The organism is Roseovarius conchicola (assembly GCF_041403425.1).
In the GTDB taxonomy this organism is placed as follows: domain Bacteria; phylum Pseudomonadota; class Alphaproteobacteria; order Rhodobacterales; family Rhodobacteraceae; genus Roseovarius; species Roseovarius conchicola.
Map to the genome: position 1 here is coordinate 281,224 of NZ_JBGEHK010000003.1, position 17,103 is coordinate 298,326.

General features: G+C 59.1%; 17 protein-coding genes. 7 read left to right on the forward strand and 10 right to left on the reverse strand.

Translation table 11 applies throughout. The features are described from left to right. The first annotated feature begins 65 nt into the window (after window positions 1-65). The 3 genes from V6N02_RS10590 to V6N02_RS10600 are packed head-to-tail and all read left to right on the forward strand — an operon-like array spanning window position 66 to window position 2,801. On the forward strand, window positions 66-941 hold the full coding sequence (locus V6N02_RS10590) for an ABC transporter permease (RefSeq protein ID WP_371225549.1): 876 nt from the start codon (window positions 66-68) through the stop codon (window positions 939-941). Continuing rightward, the gene (locus tag V6N02_RS10595) at window positions 938-1,783 is read left to right on the forward strand and encodes an ABC transporter permease (protein ID WP_371225550.1); all 846 of its coding nucleotides are present in this window, start codon (window positions 938-940) and stop codon (window positions 1,781-1,783) included. Before V6N02_RS10590 ends, V6N02_RS10595 begins: the two co-directional genes overlap by 4 nt. 25 nt (window positions 1,784-1,808) lie before the next feature. Next, complete coding sequence (locus V6N02_RS10600; RefSeq protein ID WP_371225551.1) at window positions 1,809-2,801, forward strand: ABC transporter substrate-binding protein; 993 nt, start codon at window positions 1,809-1,811, stop codon at window positions 2,799-2,801. Window positions 2,802-2,873: 72 nt separating this feature from the next. Here V6N02_RS10600 and V6N02_RS10605 read toward each other — a convergent pair whose 3' ends face one another. Beyond that, window positions 2,874-3,785 carry a LysR substrate-binding domain-containing protein gene (locus tag V6N02_RS10605; RefSeq protein ID WP_371225552.1) on the reverse strand — a complete coding sequence of 304 codons (912 nt, stop codon included), beginning with the start codon at window positions 3,783-3,785 and terminating at the stop codon, window positions 2,874-2,876. Between the two features lie 139 nt (window positions 3,786-3,924). Between V6N02_RS10605 and V6N02_RS10610 the strand changes: the two genes are divergently transcribed. Then, entirely contained in the window at window positions 3,925-5,124 is a 1,200-nt protein-coding gene (locus V6N02_RS10610) for an aminomethyl transferase family protein (RefSeq protein ID WP_371225553.1), read from the forward strand. 250 nt (window positions 5,125-5,374) lie between these two features. Next, complete coding sequence (locus tag V6N02_RS10615; protein ID WP_371225554.1) at window positions 5,375-6,856, forward strand: D-alanyl-D-alanine carboxypeptidase family protein; 1,482 nt, start codon at window positions 5,375-5,377, stop codon at window positions 6,854-6,856. Between the two features lie 46 nt (window positions 6,857-6,902). On the opposite strand, the gene ccoS is transcribed toward V6N02_RS10615, so the two are convergent. The 5 genes from ccoS to V6N02_RS10640 all read right to left on the reverse strand — a co-directional run bounded on the left by ccoS (window position 6,903) and on the right by V6N02_RS10640 (window position 12,134). Beyond that, the gene (gene ccoS / locus V6N02_RS10620; protein ID WP_371225555.1) at window positions 6,903-7,061 is read right to left on the reverse strand and encodes a cbb3-type cytochrome oxidase assembly protein CcoS; all 159 of its coding nucleotides are present in this window, start codon (window positions 7,059-7,061) and stop codon (window positions 6,903-6,905) included. Between the two features lie 5 nt (window positions 7,062-7,066). Further along, the gene (locus tag V6N02_RS10625) at window positions 7,067-9,253 is read right to left on the reverse strand and encodes a heavy metal translocating P-type ATPase (RefSeq protein WP_371225556.1); all 2,187 of its coding nucleotides are present in this window, start codon (window positions 9,251-9,253) and stop codon (window positions 7,067-7,069) included. Window positions 9,254-9,255: 2 nt separating this feature from the next. Continuing rightward, window positions 9,256-9,708 (reverse strand): FixH family protein, encoded by a 453-nt coding sequence (locus tag V6N02_RS10630; protein WP_371225557.1) that lies wholly within the window; start codon window positions 9,706-9,708, stop codon window positions 9,256-9,258. Between the two features lie 2 nt (window positions 9,709-9,710). Continuing rightward, window positions 9,711-11,147: a cytochrome c oxidase accessory protein CcoG gene (gene ccoG / locus V6N02_RS10635; RefSeq protein ID WP_371225558.1), complete on the reverse strand. Its 1,437-nt coding sequence runs from the start codon at window positions 11,145-11,147 to the stop codon at window positions 9,711-9,713. Between the two features lie 99 nt (window positions 11,148-11,246). After that, window positions 11,247-12,134 carry a LysR family transcriptional regulator gene (locus V6N02_RS10640; RefSeq protein WP_371225559.1) on the reverse strand — a complete coding sequence of 296 codons (888 nt, stop codon included), beginning with the start codon at window positions 12,132-12,134 and terminating at the stop codon, window positions 11,247-11,249. Window positions 12,135-12,235: 101 nt separating this feature from the next. Between V6N02_RS10640 and V6N02_RS10645 the strand changes: the two genes are divergently transcribed. After that, the gene (locus V6N02_RS10645; protein ID WP_371225560.1) at window positions 12,236-12,373 is read left to right on the forward strand and encodes a hypothetical protein; all 138 of its coding nucleotides are present in this window, start codon (window positions 12,236-12,238) and stop codon (window positions 12,371-12,373) included. Between the two features lie 245 nt (window positions 12,374-12,618). Here the strand turns inward: V6N02_RS10645 and ccoP are convergent, their stop codons facing one another. From ccoP to ccoN, 4 genes are read right to left on the reverse strand one after another with little or no spacing between them, the layout of a single operon-like run. Continuing rightward, the gene (gene ccoP / locus V6N02_RS10650) at window positions 12,619-13,479 is read right to left on the reverse strand and encodes a cytochrome-c oxidase, cbb3-type subunit III (protein WP_371225561.1); all 861 of its coding nucleotides are present in this window, start codon (window positions 13,477-13,479) and stop codon (window positions 12,619-12,621) included. Between the two features lie 5 nt (window positions 13,480-13,484). Further along, on the reverse strand, window positions 13,485-13,679 hold the full coding sequence (locus V6N02_RS10655; RefSeq protein WP_371225562.1) for a cbb3-type cytochrome c oxidase subunit 3: 195 nt from the start codon (window positions 13,677-13,679) through the stop codon (window positions 13,485-13,487). A 15-nt stretch (window positions 13,680-13,694) separates the two neighbouring features. After that, window positions 13,695-14,423 carry a cytochrome-c oxidase, cbb3-type subunit II gene (ccoO, locus tag V6N02_RS10660; RefSeq protein WP_371225563.1) on the reverse strand — a complete coding sequence of 243 codons (729 nt, stop codon included), beginning with the start codon at window positions 14,421-14,423 and terminating at the stop codon, window positions 13,695-13,697. A 16-nt stretch (window positions 14,424-14,439) separates the two neighbouring features. Continuing rightward, entirely contained in the window at window positions 14,440-16,044 is a 1,605-nt protein-coding gene (gene ccoN / locus V6N02_RS10665) for a cytochrome-c oxidase, cbb3-type subunit I (protein WP_371225564.1), read from the reverse strand. 195 nt (window positions 16,045-16,239) lie between these two features. Here ccoN and V6N02_RS10670 point away from each other — a divergent pair, with 195 nt between their 5' ends. Further along, a complete protein-coding gene (locus V6N02_RS10670) occupies window positions 16,240-17,079 on the forward strand; it encodes a universal stress protein (protein WP_371225565.1) in 840 nt (279 codons plus the stop codon). Window positions 17,080-17,103 lie beyond the last annotated feature (24 nt).

Here is a 17,103-nt window from a genome sequence, read left to right on the forward strand (position 1 = left end):
CGCGCCGCCAAAAGCATGCGCTGCGGTGAGAGTATTTCTGGCAAGATGAAGCAGGGGACGGCCTGATGCGGAACCTGCTGCCCATCCTGACCGTGGTCGTCGCGATCTTCGTGATCTGGTATGGCGCGGCGGTGGCATTGAATGCCTCATGGGCGCAGGACAAGGCGGAGCGGGCCGGAACGACGCTGAGTTTCAGCGAGTTGGTGGCCGACACCTGGAGCCAGGACAAACCTAAGCTGCCCGCCCCGCATCAAGTGGGCGCGGAGATCTGGAAAACTACGGGCGAGATGGTGGCCAAGGGGCGCGCCTTTTCCAAACGCTCGCTGATTTATCACAGCTGGGTCACGTTCAGTTCGACCGCACTGGGCTTCGTCCTCGGTACCGCCCTTGGCATCGCGCTGGCGGTGGGGATTGTCTATAACCGCACGATGGATATGAGCGTGATGCCCTGGGTCATCGCCAGTCAGACCATTCCGATTCTGGCCATCGCGCCGATGATCATCGTGGTTCTGAACGCGGTGGGCATTTCGGGGCTTCTGCCTAAAGCGATGATATCCATGTACCTTTCCTTCTTCCCGGTTGTCGTCGGGATGGTCAAAGGGTTGCGCAGCCCGGGGGCTATGCAACTGGATCAGATGCGCACGTGGAACGCCAGCCCAAGCCAGACCTTCTGGCGGCTGCGCCTGCCCTCGTCGATGCCCTATCTGTTCACGTCGCTCAAGATCGCCATGGCGGCCAGCCTTGTCGGGGCGATTGTGGGCGAGCTGCCCACGGGCGCGGTGGCGGGCCTTGGCGCGCGTCTTTTGGCAGGCAGTTATTATGGACAGACCATTCAAATCTGGAGCGCGCTGATCATGGCGGCAACGCTGGCCGCACTTTTGGTGGGCATCATCGGGATGATCCAGCGAATTACCCTCAAGCGCATGGGAATGGCGCAATGATCTGGCTTGCTGCAGCCGTGGCCGCATGGGTCATTGGGTGGTGGATCAACAGCCGTCTGGCGCATCGCACCAAGACGCGGTTCACATCGCTGGCCGTGCCAGTGATCTTTGGCATCACCATCATCGTGATCTGGGAATGCGTGGTGCATGGGCTGAAGATTTCGGCGGTTCTGCTGCCCCCGCCCAGCTTGATCGCCGCGACCTTTGCGGCCTCAACCGCCATCCTGTGGGAAGACTTCGTGCAGACCGCCATCAAGGGCGCGCTGTCGGGCTATGTTATGGGGTGCGGTGCGGCATTTCTGGTGGCGATTGCCGTCGACCGTTTTCCCTTCCTGAAACGCGGGCTTTTGCCGGTTGGTAATTTTGCGGCCGCCCTGCCGATCATCGGGATGGCCCCGATCATGGTGATGTGGTTCGATTTCGGTTGGGAATCCAAGGCCGCCGTGGTGGTGGTAATGGTTTTCTTTCCGATGCTGGTGAACACGGTGCAGGGGCTGGAAGACACGGATGCGATGCAACGCGACCTGATGCGCACCTATGCAGCCGGGTACTGGAAAACCCTGCTGAAGCTGCGCCTGCCCGCGGCAATGCCGTTTATCTTCAACGGGTTGAAGATTGCCACGACATTGGCCCTGATCGGGGCGATCATTGCTGAATTCTTTGGCTCGCCCATCAAGGGCATGGGCTTTCGCATTTCCACCTCGGTGGGGCAATTGGCGCTGGATCTAGTCTGGGCCGAGATCGTTGTGGCCGCCATTGCCGGGTCGGCCTTTTACGGAGCGGTTGCAATAGCTGAGAAAGCCATGACATTCTGGCACCCATCACAACGCGCAAGACGATAACAATAACAAGCTAGGGAGATTACACATGAACAAGCTAACAACCACACTTGGCCTTGCTGCGGCTGGCCTTTGGGGCAGCATGGCCGCTGCCGCCGATGATGTCACATTGCAGCTAAAATGGGTCACGCAGGCCCAGTTCGCGGGCTATTATGTGGCGCAGGATCAGGGCTTTTACGAAGAAGAAGGCCTGAACGTGACCATCAAGCCCGGGGGGCCGGATATCGCCCCCGCACAGGTGATCGCCGGTGGCGGGGCCGATGTGGTGTTGGATTGGATGCCCTCTGCACTGGCCAGCCGCGAAAAGGGCCTGCCACTGGTCAATATCGCGCAGCCCTTCAAAAGCTCGGGCATGATGCTGACCTGTCGCAAGGATGCCGGAATCGAAAGCCCCGAAGATTTTGCCGGTAAAACACTGGGTGTCTGGTTCTTTGGCAATGAATATCCGTTCCTCAGCTGGATGAGCAAACTGGGCCTGTCCACCGAGGGCGGCGATGACGGTGTCACCGTTCTGAAACAAGGCTTTAACGTTGATCCGATCCTGCAAGGTCAGGCGGCGTGCGTGTCGACCATGACCTATAATGAATATTGGCAGATCATTGACGCAGGCCTCACCCCCGACGACCTGGTTGTGTTCAAATACGAGGATCAGGGCGTCGCCACGCTGGAAGACGGCATGTATGTGCTGGAAGAAAACCTGGCCGATCCGGCGTTCGAGGACAAGATGGTGCGCTTTGTCCGGGCCTCGATGAAAGGCTGGAAATGGGCCGAAGAAAATCCCGATGACGCGGCGATGATCGTTCTGGACAATGATGCGTCGGGGGCTCAGACCGAAGAGCATCAAAAGCGGATGATGGGCGAAGTGGCCAAGCTGACAGCCGGCTCGAACGGTGCTTTGGACCCGGCCGACTTCCAGCGCACGGTCGACTCGCTTCTGTCCGGTGGCTCGGACCCGGTGATCACCGCCGATCCCGGTGACGCGGCCTGGACCCATGCGATCACCGATAAAGCGTTGAACTAAGTCTTCAACTGAATAACCAAGACAAAGGCCCGGAGCGCATCGTCGTTTCGGGCCTTTTACGTGGCGCTTCGGCTAGGACACCTGCGCGGTCTCCAGAACCCATGCGACGAAGGCAGCCACTTCGGGGCGGGCCATCGTCTCGGGGGCTGTGACCAGCTCGTACCCAATATCGGTGGTGACCCGTTCTGAGAACGGCGCGACAAGAACCCCAGAGTCGACCAGCTCGCGCAGAATCGGCCAACTGGCCAGCATCACGCCCTGCCCGGCAATCGCAGCCTGTATGGCCTGACCATATTCGCTGAAAATCAGGCCCTGCTTGGTCATCAAATGAGATGCCCCGACGGCATTTAACCAAGTTTCCCAGGTGAACCAACGGCGCGTGGCCACGGCCCAGGGCAATTGTGTGATGTCCCAGTGGATCAGCGGCACATGGGCGAGGTCTGCGAGGGTCTTGAGGGCTGGTGCCAAGGCGGGGCTGCAAACCGGGAAAATCTCGTCCTCGAACAGGCGGTGCGCCACAAGATCACCAGGGCTGTCGACGCCATAGCGGATCGCCACGTCAATCTCGCCCTGCCCCAGATCGACGATGGATTGGTTCGAATCGATCAATACGGTCACCTCGGGGTGCCGGACGCGAAACCCTTGCAGCTTTGGAACCAGCCAGGCACTGGCAAAAGAAGCTTCAACAGACACGAACAGCCGATTTTCCGAACTGGGGGTGCGAAACTTCCGCACGGACTCTCCCAGAAGCGACATGGCCGCACTCAAGTCGTCTTGCCCTCTTTCTCCACGCGCTGTCAGTTCAAGGCCACGACCCTTGCGCCGCACCAGCGGGGCGCCGACAGCGCTTTCCAGCTTACTCACAAGCTGTTTGACCGCCGCAGGGGTCACGCGCAATTCGTCAGCCGCTTTTCTGTAGCTCAGATGACGGGCGACGGCCTCAAAAGCCCGCAGCGCATTCAATGATGGGATCCAATCTGCCATAAAGGTTAGTTATTCTAAACTTTATGGCAGATCAAATGATTCAGTACGGCTCTTAAAAATATATAAGATAGGCCCTGAAATAAAGCGTTACAGACCCAAAGTAAAGCTAAGTCCTTGGGCGACATGATGCGCGCCAGACATGAAAGGCTACACCATGCGTTGCAGCGATGTGAACACTCGAGACCTTGTTACGACAATGCCCGGCGCGGGGTGGGATTACGCCCAAACCCGGCACCCCTATCACATGATCGAGCGCCTCAAAGGCCCGCATTATTGCCTCTATAATCGCCGTCATATGGCGGTGTGTTTTGACGATCACAGCACCGAAGACGGGTATTGGCGGCTGCGCCAGCAAGCCGCGGTGCTGCATACCGGGGAATTTCCGCTGCAATTTGAAGGGCCAGATGCCGAACGCCTGCTGGACATGCTGTTCACCAAGGACATCACCAAGGCCAAGGTCATGCGCTGCGCCTATGGGCTCGCCTGCTACGAGGATGGCGGATTGTTGGTTGATGGTATCCTTTTGCGCCTGGAGCAGGACAAGTTCTGGTATGCGCAGGCCGATGGCGATTTCTACAGCTGGGCAAGGGCCCATGCGGCGGGTATGGACGTTTCAATCACCGATCCGGATGTTTTCGTCAGCCAGGTGCAGGGCCCGAACGCTCTGAATATCCTGAAGGCAGCGAGCGACACCGGAATGCCAGACCCGTTCGGTTACTTCGCCGTTGCCCGTGTGCGTTTCGGCGGGCAAGAGGTGGTGATCACACGCACCGGTTACACCAACGAGCTGGGTTGGGAGTTCTACACCGAGCCGCATCACGACGCCGACACGCTCTGGGCGCATTTATCGGCCGCTGGTGCGCCTTTCGGCATGGAAATCTTCAGCCTTGATGCGATGAATATCCGCCGGATCGAGGCTGGAATCCTCAATGCCGGGTCTGATTTCAACATGACAACCACCCCCTATGATGTGCATCTCGGTCGTTTTGTGGACGAGGATAAGGGCGATTTCATTGGCAAGGCCGCGCTGGCGAAGGCCTCGCGAGACCCACGTTTGCATGGGTTGAGATGTCCGTCAGGCGCGCCGCTGATTTCCGCACCGGTTGAAAAGGATGGTGACCGGATCGGTCATGTCACGGCTGGGGCCATCTCGCCCTATCTGGGACATGGGATCGGGTATGCGTTGCTGGACACGTCAAAGCACGGCCCCGGCGACACGGTGATGGTCGGCTGCCAAGACGGTTCGAAACAGCCCGCGGAACTGGTCGAATTGCCGTTCTACGACACATTGGCAGAGATTCCGCGCGGCAAAAAAGTGGACATTCCCGAGCGAAGTTGAGCTGATCGAACGCAACAGGCGGGGATCGGCGATGGTGCGCCGCACCACTTGCCACATTCTTGCCACAATAGCTTTTCTTGGGGTGGCATTGCGACCGCCCACAATATCTTGGAAGTGCCGCCTGAATTTTCATCAAAAACAGTTGAAAATGAAGGCTTTATTCAAGACCCCTCCTGTGCTACGATTTCGGCATAAATAAAACGGCCAGTCGGACAACCGGCGGTCAAGAGGCAGAAAAAGAGTAGTTCCAATGAGAACGCGGAGCACGCAGCCGATCCGGTGGGGTCTGGTTGTCCTTGCATTGATCTGGATGATGGTCATCGTCCCGCTGAGCGCAGCGGCGGCGCCTTACGCAGCACTGGTGATGGACGCACGAAGTGGCAAGGTGCTGCATTCGCGCAATGCCGACACGCGTCTGCATCCAGCTTCCCTGACCAAGATGATGACGCTTTACGTGGTATTCGAGGCCATCGAAAACGGTGAGATCAGCCTCGACACCCCTGTCCGTATTTCAAAACATGCCGCCAGCGAACCGCCCAGCAAACTGGGCCTGCGCGCGGGTCAATCCATCAAGCTGCGCTTCCTGATCCGTGGCGCGGCCGTGAAGTCGGCCAATGACGCCGCCACTGCTCTTGCCGAGGCCATTGAAGGGTCCGAGGCCAAGTTTGCCCGCCGGATGAACCGCACTGCCAAGGCGTTGGGTATGACCCGCACCACCTTCAAGAATGCCCATGGCCTGACGGAATCGGGCCATCTGTCGACCGCCCGTGATATGTCCATCATGGGGCGTCATCTGTTCTATGACTATCCTGAGTATTACAACCTGTTCTCGCGCCTGACCGCCAATGCGGGCGTGCGTACCGTATCGCACACCAATCGCCGCCTGTTGCAATCCTATCGGGGCGCGGACGGGATCAAGACCGGCTATACCCGCGCGGCAGGGTTCAACCTGACCGCCAGCGCCGAACGCAACGGCGAGCGCATCATCGCCACAGTCTTCGGCGGTCGCTCAACCGCGACGCGCAATGCCAAGGTTGCCGAACTTCTGGATCTGGGTTTCAAACGGGCCCCACGCCGTGTGGCCCTGCACAAGCCCGCCAAACCGCCTTATATGGGCAAGATTGGCGGCGGCGGCGGTGGCACTGCTCCTGACGGCGCCTATGGCAAAACCGTGCGCCTCGCCGCGGCGGCGGCAGTCAAGAAAAGCCTGCGGCCGCAAACCCGCCCTGCCCCGGAGCCGGTATTGGTGGCCAAGGCAGATGACATCGAAAAAGCCATTCTTGAGGCCAAGACCTCGGGCATCACGGTCGAGCCGGTTGAGACCTCTGAGGCCGCAACGACAACAACAGCCGTTACACCAGAGGCCCGTCCAAAGGATCTGGTTCTGGCCAAGGCTGCGACAGATCAGGCCGTGCTGGCCGCTGCGCAAACTATTGTGAAACCTCAGAAAGTGGACCCCGTGCAAGAGGTGGTCACCCGTGTCTCCACCTCGGGCGGGCAGCATTGGGGAATCAATGTCGGTCGCTATCCCAGCCAGTACAAGGCGCGCAAGGTCCTGCTGACCGTGGCGCTGAACGAGATGAGCACACTGGATGGATCACTGCGCAAAGTGGTCAAGCGCAGCAACGGGTTTGACGCCAATTTCATGGGCATGACCCGCGACACGGCTGATTTGGCGTGTCGCCGCCTGCAGGCCAAACAAGTGACCTGCTTCATGATCGGCCCCGGCTAACCAACCGGACGACCCCAAAAAACTCAAATACTTCTGCGGCTTAAGCTTACTGCTTGGGCTTGTCGTCGTAGTCGTCCCTCAGAATGCGGCGCGCATCGCCTTCGGGGTCGTCATACTGGTTCGAGCGGACCGTGTAGACAAAGAACAACAGCCCCAGCCCGCCCAAAAGCAACGAGATCGGAATGAGATAGGTCAGGATGTTCATGGGCGCTACCTTAGCCGCAAAGCGTTCAGCGACACGGTAATCGAACTGGTCGACATGGCCAGAGCCGCGATCAGTGGCGTGGCCAGCCCCGCAATCGCCAGGGGCACGGCAATGATGTTGTAAACCGTTGCTATCTGAAAGTTCTCGCGGATGCGTTTGATGGCTGAACGGGCCGTCGTGCAGGCAAACCCGATGGGAGAAAGGTCATTGCCCAGCAGGACGATGTCACTGGCCACACGGGCCGCATCCAGCGCCGTTGCGGGCGAGATCGAGACATGCGCCGCCGCCAGGGCCGCCGTGTCGTTCAACCCGTCCCCCACCATCAACACCTTGGCGCCTTCATCTGACAGCGCCTTGATCCGCGCGGATTTATCGGCCGGCAGCGCCTCGGCCAGCCAGCGGGTGATGCCCAGCCGATTGGCTAATGCCTCGACCGCCGGGGTGGTATCACCGGACATGAGGTAAACGGTTTTGCCGCTGTCCATCAGGGCCTGAACCGCCTGTTCTGCGCCATCGCGCAATCGGTCGGTAAATTCAAACGCCGCAGGCGCGCGGCCCTCAATCGCCAGATGCGTCGCGGTCTGCGCCAAAGGCTCGGCCCCGGTCCAGCTGGCGCGGCCAAGCCGTACCTCGTTGCCCTTCCAAAGCCCTTTGGTGCCATAGCCCGGCACTTCGGTGATGCTGGTGACCTTGGCAGCCGCCAGCCCTGCAGTGCGCCCGGCCTGCACAATCGCCTGCGCCAGCGGGTGCGATGAACTTTGTGCCAGGGCCACGGCCACTTCGGCAGAGTCGCGCGGCAAACGGTCCAGATTGGTCAGTTCAGGCGTCCCGGCCGTCAGCGTGCCGGTCTTGTCAAACACCACCGTGTCAACCTGTGCCAGGCGCTCAAGCGCGGTCTCATGCTTGATCAACATACCCTTACGGAACAGGCGCCCACTGGCCGCCGTGGTCACCGCAGGCACTGCCAGCCCCAAGGCACAGGGGCAGGTGATGATCAGAACGGCAGCGGCAATGTTCAGCGCCGTGCGCATATCCCATGTGTAGATATACCAGCCCGCAAAGGCCAAGGCCGAAAGGATATGCACCCCCGGTGCGTAAAGCTTGGCCGCGCTATCGGCCAGTGAGGTATAGCGTGAGCGCCCGGATTCCGCGATTGCCACCAGATCGGCCATGCGATGCAGCGAGGTGTCGCGCCCCACGGCGGTGGCCCGGATCGTTAGTGGGCCGGTCAGGTTGACTTCGCCCGCGGACACCCCCTGCCCCGGTTCGGCCAGAACAGGCAGGGTTTCCCCAGTCAAAAGCGAGCGATCCAGTTCGGAATGTCCGTCCACAATCTCACCATCGACAGGCATCCGTCCGCCGGGCCGCACCAGGACAAGGTCGCCAATGACCAGCTCGGCCACGTTGACCTCTTCCTCGATCCCATCACGCATCCGTAGCGCACGGGGCACTTCCAGCGCGGTCAGTTCTTCGGCCGCCGAGCGGGCAATCGCCCGCGTGCGATGGTCCAGATAGCGCCCCGCCAGCAGGAAAAAGGTGAGCGCAAGGGCGGCGTCGAAATAGGCGTGTTTGCCGCTGAGCGAGGTTTCCCAAAGCGATGTGACGACCGCCAGCACGATGGCCAGCGTGATCGGCACATCCATGTTCAGCTTGCCATTGCGCAGCGCAGCCCAGGCATTGCGGAAAAACGGCTGCCCGGAAAAGGCGATGGTGGGAAGGGCGATGGCGGCAGAAATCCAGTGGAACATATCCCGCGTTGCGGCTTCGGCCCCCGACCAGACGGCAACGGACAACAGCATCACGTTCATGCTGGCAAAGCCTGCCACGGCGAGGCGCATCAACAGATCACGTCCGGCCTTATCGGTGGCAGTGGCGTTTAGCGTGCCGGGGTCGAGTTCATACGCCTCATAGCCTAACCCTTCGACAAGGTCCGCCATCTCCTGTGCGCTGACTTCAGGCTCAGCCTCGATACTGGCACGCTTCAGGGTCAGGTTCACCCGGGCGGAGCGGACCAGCGGGTGCGCGTTCAGCCCTTTTTCCACCTTGGAAATGCAAGCCGAACAATGAATCGTCGGCAAGGACAGAGCAATCTGTGCCTCATGCGGCGCGTCCAATTCGGCCAGTTGCTCGGCCGCGGGGGCCGCCGCACAGGCCGGGCAGGCAGAAGGGGATTGGCGCAGCGTCGCGGTCATGCCTATTCCTTGATAAGCACGACGCGCTGACGGAACTCGGTGCCGTCTTTCGCCTTCGCTTCCATGCGGATGTTCCAGTTGCCATCGCCCAGCGGGACGGGCGCATAGTAATGCGTGCCATCGAACTGGAATTCGGGCGAGACATCATCATAGACATGAGTGGCGCGTCCGACAGTGGCGTCCAGCCCGGCCACCTCGACGGGTCTGCCGGCCTCGTCCGTGATCGACAGGCTCAGCAATCCACCCGAATGGCTGGCCCGCACCGTCCAGCCCAGCGACATCTGGGCATCGCGGCGCTCGTCAAACTGCTGGCTGGCGACATATGAGTTTTTCACCTCAAGCCCCGGAAAGGTTTTGACCGCCGAGTAAGCCAGAACCAGATTGACAGCGATGATCACACCGAAAGCGGCGACAAAGCCAATCAACACATGCTTGCCGGTAAGTTCCCGTGTCATTGTCAGTTTCCTTTTCCGTTGAAGACCGTGTCTTTGTAGGCACGTTCGCCATTCGAGATGTCTTCGATCCACAATCTTACATCAGTGCGTTCTGCATTTGCAGGGTCAGAGCCGGGAGCGGCCACCAGATAGACCCGTTGCAGATGGGTCGAGTCCGCAGGCACCTGAACCGAGCCATATGGCGTGCCCTCCAACTGCACCCGGATCGATGAATCGCCCGTCATCGAGATCCGGAAAGGCCTGTCATCGCCATGCTTGTTGCGCAGGCGCACCTCATAGGTGTTGCGGATGGCACCGTCCGACAGTGTTACAAAAGTCGGATTGCGCACCGGGGCCACGGTCATTTCGATGTCCGAACGGATGAACAGGGCAAAGACCAACAGGAAACCGACCAGCGACCAAAGACCTGTGTAAAGCAACGTGCGCGGGCGCAGGATATGCTTGATGATCGGCTTTGGCTCTTTGCCTTCACGCTCACGCGTTTCATCCGTCAGCGCCATATAGTCGATCAGCCCGCGCGGCTTGCCGATCTTGGCCATGATGTCATCACAGGCGTCGATACACAGCGCGCAGGTAATACATTCCAGTTGCTGACCATCGCGGATATCGATCCCCACGGGGCACACATTGACGCACGCCATACAATCGATGCAATCGCCTTGCGCGGCGCCCTCTTTCACTTCTTCGGAATGCTTGCGCGGCTCACCCCGCCATTCGCGGTAACCCACGATTAGGGTGTCTTCGTCGATCATCGCCGCCTGGATACGCGGCCAGGGGCAGGCATAGATACAGACCTGTTCGCGGGCGATTCCGCCGAAAAAGAAGGTCGTGGCGGTTAGAATGCCGATGGTCGTGTAGGCAATTGGATGAGCGTTCAGAGTGAACAGATCAACCAGGAGAGTCGGGGCATCGGCAAAGTAGAAAACCCAGGCGCCGCCTGTCGCCGCCGCGATCAGAATCCAGGTCCCCCATTTGATCAGACGCAGTCGGACTTTCTTGAAATCCCATTTCTTCTGGCGATGCAGGCGCAGACGCGCATTGCGGTCGCCCTCGATCCAGCGTTCCACCAGGATGAAGAGATCGGTCCATACCGTCTGCGGGCAGGCATAGCCGCACCAGACGCGCCCCAACGCCGAAGTGAACAAGAACAGGCCCAGCCCGGCCATCACAAGCAAGCCAGCGATGAAGTAAAACTCATGCGGCCAGATTTCGATCCAGAAGAAATAGAACCGGCGATGGGCCAGATCCAGCAGCACCGCCTGATCCGGAAGGTTGGGGCCGCGATCCCAACGAATCCAAGGCGTCAGATAGTAGATCCCCAATGTGACGATCAGGATCGCCCATTTCAGGTTGCGAAATGGTCCGTAGACCTTTTTGGGAAAAACTGGCTCGCGCGCCGCGTAAAGGCTAGGCGGTTCGACTTGCTGCGATTCGGCCACAGAGGTACTCCGGTATTTCAGAATTCTGATAGCAAGGTTTTCTCAGGTCGCCCGCGTCTGGGCTTTGACCTGAGTCAAATTCTGACTCTAATAGTGATCTTATTGAAACGTGGCACAATCACGCAGGCATTTTCTCAACCATTTCAAAAAGATTTTCACCGTTTCGCGCTGGATGCCCGGCCGCGTCACAATATGATATCCTTTGATCGCATCACTTTCAAAAAGCAGCCGCAACCGCCCCGCAGAAATGTCATTTTCGGCAAAGGCCCGAACCGTCACGGCGATCCCCTGCCCGTCTCGCGCACCATCCAGCAAAAGGTTGCCGGGCAACTGGATCGACCCGGTGCTGAGCTTATCCAGCGTGCCTATACCGCTGAGCCAATTGTTGGCCTCGGACAAGCCTGCATCCAACAACCATGGAAAATCGGCCAATTCATCCAAGCATTTGAACTCCTTATCGCCGATCAGGGAGGGCGCGGCAACGACAACCATGGGACTGAGAAACAGAGGCTCACTCTCAAGCCCCGGCCAATTGCCATCGCCATAGCGCAGGGCCACGTCGATGCCCCCTTCATCCATCGGCTCGACCTTTGGACTGGTACTGAGGATCAGGTTTATGCCCGGGAAGGCCGTGTGAAAGCCGCCCAGTTGCGGCATCAGCCAGGCTGAGGCCAGCATCGGTGTCGTGGCAATATGCAAGGGCCTGTCGGCCTCGGCCCCGGTCAATGCCGCAACGGCGCGCGCGATGGTCCCGAAGCCTGTTTCCAAAGCGTCCGCCAGTTGGCGCCCCTCCGGCGTCAGTTCCAGCTGACGTCCCGAGCGATCCACCAGCGTCAGGCCCATATGGCCCTCCAACGCTTTGAGTTGCTGGCTGACAGCGGCATGGCTGACGTTAAGCTTGTCACCTGCTGCCACGGTTGATCCGGTTTCCGCCAGCGCCGCAAAGGCCCGCAGCGCGGTCAGCGGGGGAAGGTTTCGCCACTCCATAATGTAATCTGACCTTACATATAGAAACTTTTCCTGAGTCGCATGATGTCAGGTTTTTGCCCATATTCAAAACAGAAACAGCAATATGGAAAGGAAAGACCATGTTCAACATCTTTGCAAATTCTTTCATGACGGCCACCCGCACCGGAACCTGCAATCACCAGGGTGATCGTGACCGGTTCTCGGATCGTCGTCAGGCCGAACTGATCGCGCATACCACGGGTCGTCGCCGTGACTGATCTGGCTGAGGGTCTGAACCGCCGGCCCCCACCCCCGCGCCGACTTGGCGGTCAAAGCTGGCCCTGGCGAGGCGGCAGGTGGACACGCGCCACCTCATGAAACGAAAAACTGGCCCAAGGGCCAAGCATATGACAAATTGGAGTGGGAGTAATGTGACACCGGCCTCCCAGGAAACGCGCGAACAGGACGGAAGGTCCGGTGCCAAGCCCCGGGGTGGCAAGCCATCCCGGGGTTTTCTTATGTGCTACTCGCCGCCGCCCAACTGGTGGACATAGGCGGTGACAGCACGAATCTCCGCCTCGGACAAGCGGGTCGTCCAGGGCGGCATCACGCCAAAGCGGCTATAGGTGACGGTTTCGACCAAGGTGTCGTAGTCACCCCCATAGAGCCAGATCGCATCAGTAAGGTTGGGAGCGCCTTGAAGGCGATCGCCGGTACCATCTTCTGCGTGGCAGGCTGCGCAATTGTCCATATAGACGGTCTCGCCTGCAGCCACCTGGGCTGCGTCATTCGGCTCGCCCGACAGGGACATCACGTAGTTCACCGCCTGAACGACCTCTTCGGCCTCGAGAATCTCACCAAAGGCGGGCATCTCTGAATAGCGCGCGTCGTCATCATCCTCGTTACGGATGCCGTGGCTGACGGTCAGATGGATGTCTTCCATCGTGCCGCCCCAGAGCCAGTCATCATCCGACAGGGTCGGGTAGCCGGCGAACCCACCGCCTTCACGACCGTGGCATTGAACGCACCATGTGTTGAACACCGCTTCCCCGGCCGAGCGGGCATAGCCCGACAATTCTGGATCGGTGGGGATGGTGGCCAGATCGGCAGACGCCAACTGGGCGTTGATCTCGGCATTTGCGGCCTCGGCCTCGGCGATGTCCACGGCCACATTGGCGCGTGTTGACCACCCTTTATAGCCTTCGGTCGCCCCGCTGATCATCGGCCAGGCAGGATAGGCAATCACGTACCACAGTCCCCAGATGATGGTGGCATAGAAGATCCACAGCCACCAGCGCGGCAATGGGTTGTTGAACTCTTCAATGCCGTCCCACTCATGACCCGTGGTGCCGACTTCTTCTTTTTTTACAGGTTGTTTTGCCATGTCGTTCACGCCTCCTTGGCGTCGGCCCCGCGCGCGGGCGCGGGTTTGTCTTCGTGCCGGAAGGGGATGTTGGCCGGATCGTCATAGGTCTTTGTGGAGCCCGGGCGGAACACCCAGACCACAACACCGATGAAAAAGGTGAACAACAGCAACAACATCCAGCTATCGGCGAATTCACGCAAGAGAGAATAGGTTTCCATGTGTCAGATCCTCCCTTACCGGCTGGGCACAGGCGTGAAGGTCGAGAAATCAACCAGCGTGCCCAGCATCTGCAGATACGCGATCAGAGCGTCGGCTTCGGAAATTCCGGGCCGTCCGTCGAAGTTGCGCACCTGCACGTTTTCGCCATAGCGCTCAAACAGGCCGTCAGTGTCCCCGAAAGGATCAACCTGCACCTCGAAATCCGCGGCGGCGTTTTCGATCATGGCCTCCGAGTATGGCACCCCAACCAAGGAATGTGTCCACAGCAGGTCCGAAACGTATTTCGGTTCGATCAGCCGGTTTTCGAGGTAACCGTATTTCGGCATCACCGATTCCGGCACAACCGCTTGCGGGTCGCGCAGGTGGTCGACGTGCCATTCATCCGAATAACGGCCACCCACCCGGGCCAGATCGGGCCCGGTGCGTTTGGACCCCCACTGGAACGGGTGATCATATTTCGATTCCGCCGCGAGCGAGTAGTGCCCATAACGCTCAACCTCATCACGCATCGGGCGGATCATCTGGCTGTGGCAGACATAACACCCTTCGCGGATGTAGATATCGCGCCCTGTCAACTCCAGCGGGGTATAGGGGCGCATGCCCTCTACATCCTCGATGGTGTTTTCCAGCCAGAAAAGCGGTGCGATCTGCACCATCCCCCCAACAGTGACCACCAGGAAGGCAAAGATTGCCAGAAGGGTGACGTTCTTCTCTAGGACTGTGTGTTTGTCGAGAATACCCATAATAGCGTCCCTCCTCTTATTCGGCCGGGACAACGGAGTTGTCAGCAGCGACTGCCGGGCTCCGTTTGACGGTCATGTAAAGGTTGTAGCACATGATGATTGCGCCGGTGATGAACAGCACCCCGCCAAGGCCGCGTACAACGTACATCGGGAATTTGGCGCTGACGGTGTCAGCAAAGGAGTTCACGAGGAAGCCATTGGCGTCCACTTCACGCCACATCAGGCCTTCCATGATGCCGGTGACCCACATCGACGCTGCGTAGAGCACGATGCCAATGGTCGCCAACCAGAAGTGCCAGCTGACAAGGCTAAGGCTGTAGAGCCGCTCTTTGTTCCACAGTTTCGGCACCAGGAAGTAGAGGGCACCGAAGGTGATCATACCGTTCCAGCCCAGAGCGCCGGAATGCACGTGACCAATGGTCCAGTCGGTGTAGTGGCTCAGAGAGTTCACCGCGCGGATCGACATCATCGGACCTTCAAAGGTCGACATGCCGTAAAACCCGATCGAGATCACCATCATCCGGATCACCGGGTCGGTGCGCAGTTTGTCCCAGGCGCCGGACAGCGTCATCAGGCCGTTGATCATACCACCCCACGAGGGCATCCACAGAATGATCGAGAACACCATGCCAAGGGTCGACGCCCAGTCCGGCAAAGCGGTGTAGTGCAAGTGGTGTGGACCCGCCCAGATATAAAGGAAGATCAGCGCCCAGAAGTGGATGATCGACAGTTTATAGCTGAACACCGGTCGCTCGGCCTGCTTTGGCACGAAATAGTACATCATGCCAAGGAACCCGGCAGTCAGGAAGAAGCCCACCGCGTTGTGGCCATACCACCATTGCACCATCGCATCCTGCACACCGCTGAACAATTGCACCGATTTGGAGCCCCAGATCGAGACCGGGATCGACAGGTTGTTCATCAGGTGCAGCATCGCCACGGTGATGATGAAGCTCAGGAGGAACCAGTTTGCCACGTAGATATGTGGCTCTTTCCGCTTGACGATAGTACCCATGAATACGGCCAGGAAGGCCAGCCAGACAACAGTCAGCCAGATATCCACATACCATTCAGGTTCGGCATATTCCTTCGACTGCGTCGCCCCCAGCAAATAGCCGGTGGCCGCCAGAACGATAACAAGCTGGAAACCCCAGAACACGAACCATGCAAGGTTGCCACCCCAGAGCCGCGCGGCACAGGTGCGCTGCACGATGTAAAATGATGAGCAGATCAGGGCGTTGCCCCCAAATGCAAAAATCACCGCACTGGTGTGCAACGGACGCAGCCGTCCAAAGTTCAGATAACCCTGGGCCCATTCAAAGTTGAGCACCGGAAAGGCCAGTTGGAAGGCGATGATCGTCCCCACCAGGAAGCCGACAACGCCCCATAGTGCGGTGGCGATTACGCCCGCGCGAACCACGCCATCCAGATATTCCCCCGACACATCCACGTTGGGTCTCGGTTCATCCGTATGGCGCAGTACCCAGATAAAGGTAATGCCCGCGGCCAGCGCCACTGTCAGCGCGTTGACCATGTAGGCCAGATCACGTGCCTGGTTGGCCGCAAAAAGCGCGATAAACGCGATCAGGCCAAGCACGATCAGCTTGATATAGTTCGTCATATTACGTCCCTTCGTCTCACTCCGCACGACTCAAGCACGCGCGGGCTACTTTAGACTGTCCTTTTAATGGAACGCCGAGGCGGTCACGACCTTGATCTGCATCAACATTTAGTCCGGATTTTCTTGATTATCATCAAGGAAGCCGGGGGCGGCACCCGCTAGACTCCTCTGCGAAGATCTCAAGGGAGAGCTGAGATGTCCTACAATTGCCTGTTTTCCGTACTGACCGACGAAACCCTGGTGGATGACACGCTTGCTTATGCGGTGGCCGCCGCCGAGCAACATGACGCACATCTTGACGTTCTTTGCCTTGGCGTGGATCGCAGCCAGACCGGGTATTACTATGCAGGGGCAAGCGCGATCGTCCTTCAGGAAACCATTACCCGCGCCAATGAAGAAGCGCATGCCATTGAAACAAAAGTGAAAAGTCTTTTGGCCAACAGCGGTATCCGCTGGGGATCGGAAACCGGCGTCGCGCAGCTGGCGGATTTGGGTCGGCATGTGGCAGCGCGTGCACGATTCTCGGACATGGTCATCCTGCCGCAACCTTACGGCGAAGATCGGGGGGCCGAACTGGAAGCCGTGACAGAAGCCGCATTGTTCGAGGGTCAGACCCCGGCCATCGTCCTGCCGCAAAACGTCGCACCAGGATTAAAACCGGAACGGGTCCTGATTGCCTGGAATGAAAGCGTTGAAGCGCTTAACGCCATCCGCGCAGCCCTGCCTCTGCTGACCGCCGCTGACAGGGTACATGTGGTAGTGATTGATCCGCCCACCCACGGACCGAACCGGTCCGACCCCGGCGGGCAGCTGTCGCAATATCTGGCACGCCATGACATGAAGGTGGAAATTGACGTGCTGTCCAAAACCATGCCGCGCATATCAGACGTTCTGTTGCGTCATGCCGGGGATATGGATGCAGATCTCATCGTCATGGGGGCTTATGGCCATTCCCGCTTCCGCGAAGCGATCTTTGGCGGGGCCACCCGGTATATGCTGGAACAGGCCACACTGCCTGTATTGATGGCGCATTAAGGCAAGCGTGACGACTTCAGACGA

What these genes read in the sequence shown, in the direction of transcription:
- V6N02_RS10670 (WP_371225565.1), top strand. Translation starts at nt 16,240, where the DNA reads ATGTCCTACAATTGCCTGTTTTCCGTACTGACCGACGAAACCCTGGTG.
- ccoS (WP_371225555.1), bottom strand. Translation starts at nt 7,061, where the DNA reads ATGAACATCCTGACCTATCTCATTCCGATCTCGTTGCTTTTGGGCGGG.
- ccoP (WP_371225561.1), bottom strand. Translation starts at nt 13,479, where the DNA reads ATGGCAAAACAACCTGTAAAAAAAGAAGAAGTCGGCACCACGGGTCAT.
- V6N02_RS10640 (WP_371225559.1), bottom strand. Translation starts at nt 12,134, where the DNA reads ATGGAGTGGCGAAACCTTCCCCCGCTGACCGCGCTGCGGGCCTTTGCG.
- V6N02_RS10590 (WP_371225549.1), top strand. Translation starts at nt 66, where the DNA reads ATGCGGAACCTGCTGCCCATCCTGACCGTGGTCGTCGCGATCTTCGTG.
- V6N02_RS10600 (WP_371225551.1), top strand. Translation starts at nt 1,809, where the DNA reads ATGAACAAGCTAACAACCACACTTGGCCTTGCTGCGGCTGGCCTTTGG.
- V6N02_RS10630 (WP_371225557.1), bottom strand. Translation starts at nt 9,708, where the DNA reads ATGACACGGGAACTTACCGGCAAGCATGTGTTGATTGGCTTTGTCGCC.
- V6N02_RS10655 (WP_371225562.1), bottom strand. Translation starts at nt 13,679, where the DNA reads ATGGAAACCTATTCTCTCTTGCGTGAATTCGCCGATAGCTGGATGTTG.
- V6N02_RS10605 (WP_371225552.1), bottom strand. Translation starts at nt 3,785, where the DNA reads ATGGCAGATTGGATCCCATCATTGAATGCGCTGCGGGCTTTTGAGGCC.
- V6N02_RS10610 (WP_371225553.1), top strand. Translation starts at nt 3,925, where the DNA reads ATGAAAGGCTACACCATGCGTTGCAGCGATGTGAACACTCGAGACCTT.
- V6N02_RS10595 (WP_371225550.1), top strand. Translation starts at nt 938, where the DNA reads ATGATCTGGCTTGCTGCAGCCGTGGCCGCATGGGTCATTGGGTGGTGG.
- V6N02_RS10625 (WP_371225556.1), bottom strand. Translation starts at nt 9,253, where the DNA reads ATGACCGCGACGCTGCGCCAATCCCCTTCTGCCTGCCCGGCCTGTGCG.
- V6N02_RS10615 (WP_371225554.1), top strand. Translation starts at nt 5,375, where the DNA reads ATGAGAACGCGGAGCACGCAGCCGATCCGGTGGGGTCTGGTTGTCCTT.
- ccoN (WP_371225564.1), bottom strand. Translation starts at nt 16,044, where the DNA reads ATGACGAACTATATCAAGCTGATCGTGCTTGGCCTGATCGCGTTTATC.
- ccoO (WP_371225563.1), bottom strand. Translation starts at nt 14,423, where the DNA reads ATGGGTATTCTCGACAAACACACAGTCCTAGAGAAGAACGTCACCCTT.
- V6N02_RS10645 (WP_371225560.1), top strand. Translation starts at nt 12,236, where the DNA reads ATGTTCAACATCTTTGCAAATTCTTTCATGACGGCCACCCGCACCGGA.